The sequence below is a fragment of the Acinetobacter bouvetii DSM 14964 = CIP 107468 genome, from assembly GCF_000368865.1.
Classification (GTDB): domain Bacteria; phylum Pseudomonadota; class Gammaproteobacteria; order Pseudomonadales; family Moraxellaceae; genus Acinetobacter; species Acinetobacter bouvetii.
On record NZ_KB849727.1, the window covers coordinates 329,705 to 342,878 of the forward strand.

Annotated in this window: 11 protein-coding genes; 3 read left to right on the forward strand and 8 right to left on the reverse strand. The window is 43.5% G+C overall.

Features of this window, described 5'->3' with window-relative positions; all coding sequences use genetic code 11:
* Positions 1–126: 126 nt before the first annotated feature.
* Positions 127–807, reverse strand: coding sequence for a YgjP family zinc-dependent metalloprotease (locus F941_RS08575; RefSeq protein ID WP_005010174.1), 681 nt, complete (start codon positions 805–807; stop codon positions 127–129).
* 92 nt (positions 808–899) lie between these two features.
* On the reverse strand, positions 900–1,571 hold the full coding sequence (gene rpiA, locus F941_RS08580) for a ribose-5-phosphate isomerase RpiA (RefSeq protein ID WP_005010178.1): 672 nt from the start codon (positions 1,569–1,571) through the stop codon (positions 900–902).
* 107 nt (positions 1,572–1,678) lie between these two features.
* Between rpiA and ilvA the strand changes: the two genes are divergently transcribed.
* Positions 1,679–3,217 (forward strand): threonine ammonia-lyase, biosynthetic, encoded by a 1,539-nt coding sequence (gene ilvA, locus F941_RS08585; RefSeq protein WP_005010180.1) that lies wholly within the window; start codon positions 1,679–1,681, stop codon positions 3,215–3,217.
* Positions 3,218–3,800: 583 nt separating this feature from the next.
* Here the strand turns inward: ilvA and F941_RS08595 are convergent.
* Positions 3,801–4,346 carry a hypothetical protein gene (locus F941_RS08595; RefSeq protein ID WP_005010185.1) on the reverse strand — a complete coding sequence of 182 codons (546 nt, stop codon included), beginning with the start codon at positions 4,344–4,346 and terminating at the stop codon, positions 3,801–3,803.
* Between the two features lie 167 nt (positions 4,347–4,513).
* A complete protein-coding gene (locus tag F941_RS08600) occupies positions 4,514–5,014 on the reverse strand; it encodes a hypothetical protein (RefSeq protein WP_005010188.1) in 501 nt (166 codons plus the stop codon).
* Between the two features lie 184 nt (positions 5,015–5,198).
* Between F941_RS08600 and F941_RS08605 the strand changes: the two genes are divergently transcribed.
* Positions 5,199–5,855, forward strand: coding sequence for a potassium channel family protein (locus F941_RS08605; RefSeq protein ID WP_005010192.1), 657 nt, complete (start codon positions 5,199–5,201; stop codon positions 5,853–5,855).
* Complete coding sequence (locus F941_RS08610; protein WP_005010199.1) at positions 5,852–7,192, forward strand: TrkH family potassium uptake protein; 1,341 nt, start codon at positions 5,852–5,854, stop codon at positions 7,190–7,192. Before F941_RS08605 ends, F941_RS08610 begins: the two co-directional genes overlap by 4 nt.
* Positions 7,193–7,282: 90 nt before the next feature.
* On the opposite strand, the gene F941_RS08615 is transcribed toward F941_RS08610, so the two are convergent.
* The 4 genes from F941_RS08615 to F941_RS08630 all read right to left on the reverse strand — a co-directional run bounded on the left by F941_RS08615 (position 7,283) and on the right by F941_RS08630 (position 13,094).
* Positions 7,283–8,437, reverse strand: coding sequence for a phospholipase A (locus F941_RS08615; protein ID WP_005010200.1), 1,155 nt, complete (start codon positions 8,435–8,437; stop codon positions 7,283–7,285).
* Between the two features lie 48 nt (positions 8,438–8,485).
* Entirely contained in the window at positions 8,486–11,425 is a 2,940-nt protein-coding gene (locus F941_RS08620; RefSeq protein ID WP_005010203.1) for an insulinase family protein, read from the reverse strand.
* A 265-nt stretch (positions 11,426–11,690) separates the two neighbouring features.
* The gene (locus F941_RS08625) at positions 11,691–12,476 is read right to left on the reverse strand and encodes a COG4705 family protein (RefSeq protein WP_005010204.1); all 786 of its coding nucleotides are present in this window, start codon (positions 12,474–12,476) and stop codon (positions 11,691–11,693) included.
* A gap of 165 nt (positions 12,477–12,641) precedes the next feature.
* On the reverse strand, positions 12,642–13,094 hold the full coding sequence (locus F941_RS08630) for a GNAT family N-acetyltransferase (protein WP_005010205.1): 453 nt from the start codon (positions 13,092–13,094) through the stop codon (positions 12,642–12,644).
* Positions 13,095–13,174: the final 80 nt, after the last annotated feature.

Below are 13,174 nucleotides of genomic sequence, written 5' to 3' on the forward strand. Positions count from 1 at the left end.
CAAACTATATCTTGCAGAAGCATTTACGGTTGAATATTTCTTCTTTTTAATACTTATTTTAATAATTTTTGCCTTAATCAAAAGCTACCGCATTTTGCATTAATTTTTTTCAATAAAGAATTGACCTCAGACATTAGTCCACCACCACGGCATTGGACTGTTCTTCAACGTTTTCCGATGCAGCTGAAAATTCACATCATGCTTTTCCACCTCCACCCAAAAATTCAGACTATGATCAAAATGCTTGGTATGTGCCAACTCATGTACAGCCACATATCGTGCAATTTCCAATGGAAAAAGTACCAACCCACTATTCAGCATAATGTCGTGTTTGGCAGAACAACTGCCCCAGCGGGTTTTGGGCTGACGAACTGCGCATTGATTAAATCTTAGACCAGTTTCACCACTCACTTGCTTTAAATAAATCGGTAAATACTTTTTAGCATAAGCAATGACAAAACTTTTTAAATACTGTTCAGGTTGTCGATCACTGATATAAAGTTGATGATTCTGCTCATCCAAGATAAATGAGTTTTTTTGCGTTTTATAAATAACCTTTAAAGGCTGTTCTAAATTAAAAAGTTTTAACTCATTAGGTAAGCTTTTATCAATCTGCCCTGCTTTTTCCTGTTGCTTCTGCCACGTATCAATCATCCATTGTTCTGATTGTTTTAAAAACTCTTGAACTTGGCGCTGTGTACAAAACTGCGGCACAGTTAATTTAATTTGCGCAGGCTCTACACGCAGCCTTAAACGAGTTGCACGCAATTTTCGGGTGATTTGGATTTCTGGTAGGTTTGGGGTCATTTTTTCTTTTTTCTTAATCGCCCCCCAAACACCTCTTAGAAAAAGAGGTGCTTTTTCCCCTCCTTTTTTAAAGGAGGGTCAGGGAGGATTCTTTAAACCGCAGTACGCTCTTCAATACCATTGTCAGTGGCAACAATCGCAATATCTGCTTTGTTAATGGCGAAAATACCGTTACACACCACACCTGGAATGTTGTTCAGGGTTTTCTCAAGTTCCAATGCATTTAAAATATTGAAATTGTGTACATCTAAAATCACATTGCCGTTATCTGTAACAACGCCTTCACGGTAAACCGGGTCACCGCCAAGCGCAACAATTTTACGCGCTACAGCAGAACGCGCCATTGGAATCACTTCTACAGGCAATGGGAAATCATGACCTAACTGCTCTACCCATTTAGAATCATCAACAATACACACAAATTTCTTTGCAACAGACGCGACAATTTTTTCACGTGTTAACGCAGCGCCGCCGCCTTTAATCATGTGCATATGGCGGTCAATCTCATCTGCGCCATCGACATAAGCGTCTAAACCGCCAACGCTGTTCATATCAACCACTTCAATGCCTAATTTCTTCAGGCGCTGTGCAGTTGCTTCAGAACTGGCTACAGCCGCTTCCAATTGCAATTCTGGCAATAATTCAATGAGGAAGTTTACTGTACTTCCTGTACCAACACCCAAAATACCGCCTTTCGGCAAGTGTTTTAAAGCAGCTTTCGCAACTGCTTGTTTCTTTTCATCTTGGGTCGCATACAGACTCATAACTTGGCTCAACTATTTTTTGACATTTGATGCTGATTTTACAGCCCAAATGTACGGGGGTTTGTTACAATGAACGCTTATTTTAAACTGTTAGATGGAAAATTAACATGCTGTCTCGTTTGGTTCGACAAATATTACAGGCAACGGTGTATGACGTTGCAATCGAAACTCCACTCGAAGCAGCGCCACGAATTAGTGAAAAGCTCAAGAATAACATTCGCTTCAAACGCGAAGATTTACAGCCTGTCTTTTCTTTTAAACTGCGCGGTGCCTACAACCGCATCAGCCAATTGCCAAAATCTCAGCTGGAACGCGGCGTTATTACCGCTTCTGCAGGCAACCATGCGCAAGGCGTAGCCCTATCCGGTAAAAAGCTGGGTATTCGCGCCATTATTGTTATGCCTAAAACCACACCGGATATTAAAGTGCAAGCAGTTAAACGCTTAGGCGGTGAAGTGGTTCTGCATGGCGATTCATTTGATGTTGCCAATAAATATGCCATTCAATGCGCTCAAGATGAAGGCATGACCTTCATTCCGCCTTATGATGATGAACTGGTCATGGCTGGCCAAGGCACCATCGCCAATGAAATTTTGCGTCAATGGCGTGATGTTGAATATGTCTTTGTTGCTGTCGGCGGCGGCGGCTTAATTGGCGGTGTTGCAGCTTATTTAGGTGATGTTGCTCCGCATGTCAAAGTCATTCCTGTGGAATATGATGAATCTGCCTGCTTAAAAGCTGCATTTGAAGCTGGCGAGCGTGTCATTCTTCCATCTGTCGGCTTATTTGCAGATGGCACAGCGGTAGCACAAATCGGTGAAAAACCTTTTGAAGTCATTCAGCTGCAAAAATCAGATAATTCAGGCCCGATTGTGGAGCGTGAAGTTGTCCTCGTCAATACCGATGAAATCTGCACCGCCATTAAGGATACCTATGATGAATGCCGCAGCATTGTCGAACCGTCAGGCGCAATGGCTTTAGCTGGCATTAAAAAGTACGTAGAAGCGCATGGCATAGAAAATAAAAACATGGTGTCGATTGTGTGCGGCGCAAACATGAACTTTGACCGCCTGCGCTATATTGCGGAACGCACAGAATTGGGTGAGCGTAAAGAAGCCATTTTTGCTGTGACCATTCCAGAAGAAAAAGGCTCATTCTTAAAATTCTGCCGTGCATTGCAAGGCCGCAACATTACTGAATTCAACTACCGCGCCAGCAATTCAAGCGCAGCCCAAGTCTTTGTCGGCATCAGCCTGAAAGGCGGTGATAAAGAACGTCAGGACATTTTTGAAACATTAAAGTTCCAATACGACGTAGACGATTTATCTGATGACGAAGTTGCTAAACTGCATATCCGCTACCTGATTGGCGGTCATGCAGATATCGAAAATGAACGCTTGTTCCGCGTGGAATTCCCTGAGCGCCCAGGCGCTTTGCTGACCTTCTTAGAGCGTCTAGGCCCTACACACAACATCACACTATTCCATTACCGCAATCACGGCGCTGCTGAAGGCCGTGTATTAGTAGGCATGGAAGCAACCGATGCCAAGCAAAACCCGGACGGTTTAATTGAAACATTGGAAAGCATTACCTATCCATATGCGGAAATTACCAACAACTTGGGTTATCAGCGCTTCCTCAAATGATCCGTTGAAATTTTAAAATCTGCGTAAAAAACCTAAAATAGCCTGTATATATACAGGCTATTTTTTGTATATTCAAAAAGATAAAAAAACTCAGTAAGCACAAAAATGATTTTTAAATTGCATATCCGATCTTGGGAAAGATTTTTTCTCTTTCCTTTTCTGCAGTTATTATGCGTCAGCGTACTAATCAACATTCTTCAACACTTTGTACAGGAATTTACAGCCGCCTTTCCCTTATTGATATTACTATGCATACTCGTAGCGCGTATTCCCTACAGTATGCTTAAACTCGCGCCAAAACATGCATATAAAGCAACCGCAGCTTATATGTTCTTTATTATCTGCTTGACGCAGCTGCTCATTTTTATGAGTAATTATGCTGATCAGCAGCCCTATCAGCCTAAAGGGATAGCCGGTTTGCTTATTATGACAATGATTGCCATGATAATTTACCGGATATTGAATGACCCAGAGGATTTAAAACAAGAAAATACGGAAACATGATTTATTTAAGATTCACAAATGAAATTAAAACGATTTGCTTAGGCTATTTACATTAAAGTTATAGGGCACTCAAACTCTACTATATCGACTGCAAACAATCCGGCAATGAATAGATTTCAATTTTCAGTTCTTCACCTTTGAATTGCTTTTCAAATTTTTTACAGAATTTGTGAATTTTTTCCGCATCCTGATGTACCGCCAGCCAGTAATATTGTTCCGAACAGATCAACAGCAGTTCATAGTTATACTGGCTTAATTCTTGACATAGCGCGTTCAAAATGATTTCTGCAAGCTGTTCCTGCACATTGTAATATTTGCCCAAAAGCTGCTTAGATTTTTCATAGTGCGCATAAATCGGCTGAAGTTGCTTAGCTATGTCTTGATGCATTTGCGCAATATTGACCTGCAAATCCTGCAGTACAGCACTTTTTGCAAGATCCGCTTCGGTAAAATTCAGCGGGTCAAAGCTCATTATAAATGAGCGTTCATGCTGCGCTTTCTTTTCTGACAGCAGCCATAGGCTAAACTGCTCAAAACTGCTGCGGTTTTTAGCCTTTGGGATTTTTCGGGTTTGCAGCTCTGGATACCATGCCTGCAGCCATTGATATATTTTTTTATCATTCATCTTCTAATTTTTCTGCCGTTATTGCTTAAAACACCCAACAGCCTGCGACTTGGCTCTCATTTGCACAGCGCGTTTAAACAATCTAGCAAATTGATTTGAACAAAATATGACAGCACTTAAAACAGAACCGGATTTAAAACGGCAGCATCAGACGATTGGCCACATGCCTATTCAATTAAAACCATAGGCTCTTCATTGCCAAAGGCTTCATTAAATGTTGTGATGATCCGGTCAATCAGCTCCTCATTATTCGGCACCAGCATCCAATACGGATTTTCCTGCTCGATGACCAGCAGCGCTAAATCATAAGGTTCAATAAACATTTTTATATTATTAAATACAACACTATAGGTGAACTCAAAATCATAAGCATGCGCTGGTTCCGGATCAATTTCCTGATCACTTTCTTCATACATTTCAAAAAAAGCACGCATTTCAGCATCAATCTGATTGCTTAATTCATCCAGATCTATATGCAGCTGCTGCAAGCGGTGGCATTCAGCAATGCCGTTTTGACGGTAATCTATCATCTGCAGCTGCTGCAGGTTTGAATAATGCTGATTCAGCCAAAGCCTCAAACTCTCAAAATTATCCTGTTCTTCGGGCAATGGGGCGTCTTTTAGTTCCGGAAAAGCCACCTGCAATGCCTGATACAGTGTCTTATGCATACTCACACTCCCAACGAGAATCCCTCCAAGTCAATAAGCTTTTGTAATATATAATTTTGTAAGCTTGATAGCTGGAGCTGGAATAAACCGATAAAATAGCTCAAAACCAGCATAGACGAATAATTGAGCACTTTATAGCCAATAATCGTTAACAAATACAACATGAATATAGGGACCTGATTATATGGCGCAGTTTGCAGTCATTGGACTTGGGAGTTTCGGCGCAACCGTTGCAACAGAATTAGTCGGCCTCAAACATGATGTCATCGGCATCGACAGCAACAAAAAATTCGTAGAAAGCATTTCCGATCAGCTGACGCATGCCGTCATTGCCGATGCAACGGATGAACACGTCTTAAGTGAATTGAATATTCAAAAGTGCGAAGCAGTGGTGGTGGCAATTGGCGAAGATATTGAAGCCAGCATTCTTTGCGTGCTGCATCTCAAAAACTTAGGCATTGATAAAATTTGGGTCAAGGCCAAATCCAAAGCGCACCATATGATTTTAACCCATTTAGGGGTCAACAAAATCATTCATCCAGAGGAAGATATGGGAGTGCGTATTGCGCAATCACTGAGTTATCCAATGGTCAGCCGCTATATGGCGCTGGATGATAATCATTTTATTGTCAAGGTTGAACTGAAAGAGGCACAGCAAGGTTTGCGGTTCAATCAGCTTATGGAGCATGCGCCGGAAGTCAAAACGCTGATGCATAAGCGCGGCAAAGAAGTCGTCTTTAGCATTGATCCGAATATGATCTTGCAAAAAGGTGATATTTTAGTCATTGAAGGCTTATTAGAACCTTTGCGCCGTCTCTCTAAACACTTTAAAACTGTATGAAAAAACTGCACAACACCAAAAATGGCACCATCAATCTCAGTCCGCCTAGCCTGCTGGCCTTAGGTTTCCTAGCCCTGATTATTTTAGGCACCCTGCTGCTGAAGCTGCCTTTTGCTCATCATGGCGAGCTCTCTTGGCTGAATGCTGTTTTCACCTCTACATCCGCCGTTACCATTACAGGTCTTTCTGTGGTGAATGTCGGCGAGGCCTATACTGTTTTTGGCAAACTGGTGATTATGTTTTTGCTGCAATGCGGCGGTTTAGGCTTTATGAGCTTTGCTATTTTAGCTGTTATGAGCCTTTCCCCTCAGCTGGGGTTAAAACAGCAAATTATGGCGCAGGAAACCATTGGCCAAACCAGCCTGAAAAAGGTTACTTTTACGATTAAAGGGGTCTTTCTCTATTCACTATTCTTTGAAGCCGTCGGCACAGTCATCCTCACCATTGCATGGCTACAAGATTATGATTTTTCAAAAGCTTTTTTCTATGCCGCTTTTTACAGCATTTCCGCGTTCAATAATGGCGGATTTTCACTGTTCCCAAACAGCCTGATGAGCTTTGCAGATCAATATATCATCACCTTCACCATCAGCATGCTCTATATCATCGGCGGCATTGGCTTTTTAGTGCTGATGGATATTAAGCAGCATAAAAGCTGGAAAAAACTGAGCCCAAACAGCAAATTAATCTTATCCGCTATTGCAGGCCTGAACATCTTTGCATTCATTGTCATCTGGTGTTTAGAAGCCAGCAATCCGCTGACTCTGGCGCCGATGAGCTTAGGCGATCAGGCCGTCAATGCCTGGTTCCATGCGACTGTTCCCCGGTCTTCAGGCTTTAACAGCCTGCCAATGGATCAGCTTACAGATGCATCTTCTTTAATTACGATGATGCTGATGATTATTGGCGGCGGTTCGCTCAGCACAGCCGGCGGCATTAAAGTGGGAACATTTATTATCGTTGTGCTCAGCGTCATCAGCTTTTTGCGCCGTGAAGATGAAGTGCGTGTTTTTAATCATTCCGTGCCTGAAAAAACCACATTTAAAGCCCTTGCTGTTATTTTTATCACGGTTACACTGATATTTATGGGCTTTTTCTGCCTGCTGCTGCTTGAACCGAATCAGCGTTTTCAAGACTTATTGTTTGAAGCTGTTTCAGCAGCCTGCACTGTCGGTTTGTCACGCGGCATTACCGAAGAGCTGCAGCCTGCAAGCTTGGTCATATTAATGATGCTGATGTATGCAGGGCGTTTGGGCCCATTAACACTTGCTTACTTAATTGCCACGCCAAAAAAGAGCCGTTTAAAACATCCGCCGACGGAAATTCAAATTGGATAGAAATCCAGCTGAACTGTTTATAGCGTGCTGAATAATAAAAAACCGTGCTGATGCACGGTTTTTTATTATTCAAATTGATCTGATTGCGGACTAGAACCAATTCATGAGCGAAACACCAACACCGACATATGTTGCGCGATGGTTATAATCAATTAAGCTTTCACCATAGCCATCAAACAATTGGAACTGGCCACGCAGCTTACCGCTAATTGGGAAAGTCCAATCAAACTGTACGGCGCCATGCGAATCATCTCCGCCTTTTAAAGAGTGGCGCAGCATTAAGCTGAAATCGTGTTCTTTATAGCGGTAAAATGCCGTTAAATCACCGCGCCCCATATAATCTGTAATATCAGGATTATTATCATCTTTGGCATTTTCTTCAATGCGGTACCAAGGGCGCAGCATTAAAGCAAAATTATCTTTTTCAAAACCCAGATTCAAGATCATACGGTTCCAGCTGCGCGACAATGGGTCAGAGCGGCCATTCGATTGATGATTCAGCGTCAAGCCTAGCATCCGCCAGTTAATGCCCAGCAATTCATAATTCGTCCTAAAGACCAAACTGGCTTCGGGCTCATAATTGGTTTCACGAAATGGGCGGGATTCATCGGCGTTATACACCTGCCAGCGCGAAGACTGGGTATAGCCTAACCAAACATCTCCATTATCGCCAAACAAGTTCTCAACCGCTTTGGTTTTTAGCGACAGCTGGAATTTTGCTTCCATCGACTTCAGATCCTGCTCTTGATCAGCAGTTACCGTATTGTTCGGGTTTGGGCTAGAGGGGCGTTCATTTTTATCAGACGTCCAGTAACCCGGCATCAAATACACCGGCTGATAGCCACGGATATTCCAGGTTCCCAATTTACTGTCTTGCGAAAGCTCCCAGCGGCTGTCCAGTAAAGATAAGTTTGGATTCAGCTGCGGCGCTTCCACTGCAAATAAACGGTCTGAAAATGCGTGGCTGACTTTCTCTTTCAGCGTCAATTTTTCAGTAGGCGCTGGTTCCAGATCCTGCGCAGCTTGACGCTCTGAAACCAATACAGGTTTAACGCTGTCAGGAATTTTAAACAGCGCATCATAGCAAGCCAAACGCTCAGCATTTGATGACAGCGCAACACAAGCCTCCGGTGTTGCTGGTTTCGCAGCCACTTCTGCATTTTGCGCATACGCCCCCGCCGACACTATTGTGCTGAGCAGAATGCTCAGCTGCAATGGTGTACGCTCAAATGAATTGAACGCCATACTCACCCCTTATTCTTTGAAAATTGCTTATTGTGAAATCGATGCCTATCAATTAACTTGCTTAATATCAAAGCCTAATTCAATTAAAGCTTCTCGCTTAGCCACTGGAGCAACGACGGCTTTCACTGGTTTTTGATCCAGCAAATACGTTTTGGCGACGCGTTTTAAATCATCCAGACTTACTTTCAGCAAGCGCTCACGCAGCACTTTACGGAAAGACGGCGTACGCTTATGCAGCAAAGAATAACATGCCGTAATCGCTTCGCCTGCCGGTGAACCCGGTTTGTCCATGCCGGCAATTAAGCCTAAAATCGCCTCTTCAAGCTGATGATCCAGCTGTTCTGCATTAAACAGCCACTGCACACTCGCTTCAAAATCTTTAAATGTTTCTGCTAAACGCGGATCACGGTAGCTGTAAAAGCGGAATGAACAGGCATTGCCGTCATAGCTTGCACCGCCGCCATATGCGCCGCCTTTCTCACGGATCGCGCTATGCAGAAAGCCGTTGCGCAAATACGCCGCCAAAACCATTAATGGCGCAGCATCAGGATGAGACACTTCCACAGCAGGATAAGCCGAAGCGCAGAATTGAACATTGGCTTGAATCAGCCACGCTTCATCTTTTTCGCTATGTTCGGGCTGAACTTGGGTTAATTCACGCTCTATATGATCAATTGAAACCTTATCCCAGACCGTTTGAACTTCTTCGACCAAGCGCTCAGACTGATGCTCTTCACAGACCACTAGGAACTGCTTCGGCGCTTTCAGCAAGCGGTTATGAATCAGTTTCAGCTCATCAATCAATGCATTGTAAGCCGCTTCGTCATTTTCAATTTTAACGGTTAAATCACTGAGCCAATTTAAAGCGCCAAGCCCTGTATTGTCATAATCACGCAACGCTAAAGCGCTGTGGTTGCGGCTGGCAATTTGCATCGCATAGCTGTGGCCTGCGCCTGAAACACGTGACTGCCAGCGTGTTTTTCTCTGCTGCAACAGCTCGATAATACGGTCTTTTTCGTCAAAACGCAGCTGTTCAAAAGCCAGCTTCAGCAGCTTAACCGCTTCTAAACTATTCACCAAAGATTTAGTGGTTAAGGTCATCCAAGCGCTGATTTGGTTTTTATCATCGACTTTTGAACGCAGTGATGCGCCCATGCCTAAACCGCCGCTGACAGCGGTCTGCAACTGCTGCAGCTCAAGGTAGCCATATTGTCCAGCCCCGACTTCACCCAGCAAAATCGACAGCAAGTTAAAATACGGAGATTTCACAATGTCATTTGGAATTTGAATCAGCACCTGCTGATAGTAAATGCCGTTGGTGCCTGCATGGTACAGATTCAGCGGCATATCCATATTATTGGAAATAATTTCACGCAGCTGGCCTTGTACAATTTGCATTTCCGCAGGCACATCTTCCAAACCGACTTTCGGCAGCAGGTTTAAATCATCTGGCGTATCTTGACGGATATTCAGCGCTTCCGTCTGTGCAATGATTTCCGCTTTTTCTTCCTCTGTCAGTTTTGCACCAATTTCAGCCAGGCGGGCTTTTTCAGCTTCGGCTTCTTTTGCGGATTTCTGCGCATCTGGAATTAAGGTCATTTGTACGCGGTGCGGATTATCAATCAAATGTGTTTTGATTAAATTTGACAGCCACATCGGGTCTTTTAATTCTTCTTTTACCTGCTCCATCGCGCTATCCACATCCCAGACATGTATAGGATCTGAATGATGAATCGCACTGCCCAAACCATTTAAAATCAGGCTTAAACCGTATGGCATGCCGTCACCGTTGATTTCGCGCTGATGCAATTCAATTTGATGCAGGATTGCGTCCACCAAAGCGCTGTCTACCGGCTTGGATGAAACATCTTCTAAAATCTGGAACACGCCATTTTTAAATTCTTCTGCATATTCAGGGTTGGAACCTTGCACGCCGCAGAAGAAAGTCATTTCAAAATTAGAATCATCTACCCCCATAATCGGGCCTGTAGATTGCGCATAGCCGCAAGTTTCTAAGTAATGGCGCAATGGCGATGCCGAATCTTCCAGCAGTACGCCTTCCACCAAACGCATGCCTAAACGGAGCTTGATATCGCTGGACTCAGGCAAAAGCCAAGAAATAATGTGATATGTTTTATCTTTCAGATCTTCCGCATCAACCGCATATGTTTCTGTAACCGCAACAGGCTGCTTCAAGCGGCGCTCAGGTTTTGAATACAGCGTTTCACCCTGCTTGAATTTAGACAATGCCAAAGTTTCAAACTGCTCTTGCAGCTTATAAGCGGGCTCATTGCCAAAAGTCATAAACACGGCATTGCTTGGGTGATAATGCGACTTATAGAAATTTACCAGCTCTTCGTAAGTCAAGTCAGGAATTTCTTTGGGATCACCGCCGGAATTATAATGGTAGGTGGTTTCCGGAAATAAATGATGCGCCAATTGATGATACAGCTGATCGGATGGCGAGCTCATCGCGCCTTTCATTTCATTGAAAACCACGCCCTTATACACCGGCTCGCCATTTTCAAGTTCAATGCGGATGCCTTCCTGCGCAAAATCCAGCGGATTTAGGTTCGCGGAAAAAGCGGCATCCATATACACTTCAAGCAAGTTCTGGAAATCTTTTTTATTCTGTGTCGCAAAGGGATACGCTGTCCAATCCGCTGCTGTAAACGCGTTCATGAACGTATTCAATGAACGGCGGATCATCAGGAAAAACGGGTCGCGCACCGGGAACTTTTCAGAGCCGCATAAGGCTGTGTGTTCTAAAATATGCGCTTCACCTTTGGAGTCCATCGGCTGCGTGCGGAAAGCCACCAAAAATACATTTTCATCATGCTTTGACGCCAAGTGGTAATGCACCGCGCCTGTCACTTTATGCTTATATTCAGACACGGCAATGTCTAAGGCTTCAACATGGTGTTGACGTACCAACTGAAACGCGGGATGAACAGTTTGTGAAATGGTTTCAGTGACATCTACAGTCATGTGATCTCCTAATCTAATGCATTTTTAAGACGTTTGAGTATACCTTAAAAACCAGATGAGGATTCAATCAAAGACAATTTTCCGAGTTATTTAGTCACCTTTAAAACTCTACATTTCATCCGTCTGTTTCAAAACAAAAAATGAAGCGGCAGCCCGAACCTGCTCCATTTTTTCTTGGCATAGCCAAAGCATTGATCATTCAGCATCACACTTCACTCAAAACACCAGCTTAGTCCTTATTCAATCAGCAGAAATCAAAGCGCATCTAAGAAAGAGGCCTGCCGCCTTTTGCATCCATGCGCTGTGACCAATAAACACAGAGTGAAATTGCAGCCAAAAGCACCGCAGACGCGGCAAAACGGCTCAAATCCAAACCGCCGGAACTGATCGGCTTATCCAAAAAATCCCCAACCACGGCACCTAATGGGCGGGTCAGCACAAAGGCAGCCCAAAACAGCAGCACACGCGAAACAGAGGTAAATTTGTAAAGTAAAAAGATCAGCATAATTAATCCGCTAAACAGCACTATACCGCCTGTATAGCCTAAACCGGCTGTATCGGCTGACCAGTCTCCCAGCGCTGTACCCAAAGTTTGCGAAAAGGTAATTGTCAGCCAGTAAAACAGTTCAGTCCGCGGCTGATGAACAACATGCGGAGTAATTGTGCCTTCAACCTTATGCCAAACCCATAAGGACAAACAAACTAAAGACAATAGAATTGTACTGCCGCCGACATAACCTATTCCGAGCGAACGGTCGACATAGTCTGCAAGTGTTGTCCCGACTGTCGTGCTTGAAATAATGGCAAACCAATACAAAAATGGATGAAAGACCTTAGACTTAATTTGCAAATAGACAGCTAAAACAAAAATGCCAGCAAAAATAAAGGTGCTGAGCAAATAACCCAAATTCAGCGACATCGATAATGCATCACCTGCAGTTTCACCAAAGGTCGTTGCAAAAATCTTCGTGACCCAGAAAAGCGCTGTAATTTGCGGCACTTTGGCCAGCATTTGGCGTGAACTATCATCAGGCGCAGCTGCAGTTATCATGTGCGACCCCCAAATAAGGAAACTTCACTCTATTGTTTGCATGCCAGCTTAAATACAGATTAAAAATAAGAAAATTTGCAGTACAGAATTTATTGTTTTAAAAATAGAAGCACTGCCAATAGTATCTGCAGCGCTTCTTAATAGACGGCCAGTGCAGCAGCCCGCTCAGGCGATCAGATATTTAAAATAATTATAATTTGGATGACTTTCGACAAAGACATAATTATGCTTTTGATAGAAATGCGCCGCACCCTTTTGATCTGTATTTAAGCAAAGTGCAGAATAATAAGGCTTTGCTAATTTTTCCAATTCTAAAAGCAGTTTTTTCCCCACACCATGCTGACGATATTGCGGATGCACATAAAAACGGCGGACACGCCCAATCCGTTCTTCAACTCCCGCATCGCCCCATTGCTGATTTAAACCGCCGCATCCCACCAATGTGTCACCATCAAATGCGAGCAGCAAACTCTCGCCTTTTTGGTCAAAACGGTTTTTACCGCTTTGAAACTCTTCGATTAAACGCTGAATAAATGCATAGCCTTCTTGATTTGCCAATGCAGCTAAATTTTCGATCTGCTTTGGCAATTGTTCGGCCTGACGAATACTTATTTCCATATACCCACGCTTTTTAATCTAATACTCAATTTATCTTTTTTCAGCAGTTTCAAAAGCGAAACTGCAAAAGAACCGTAGTG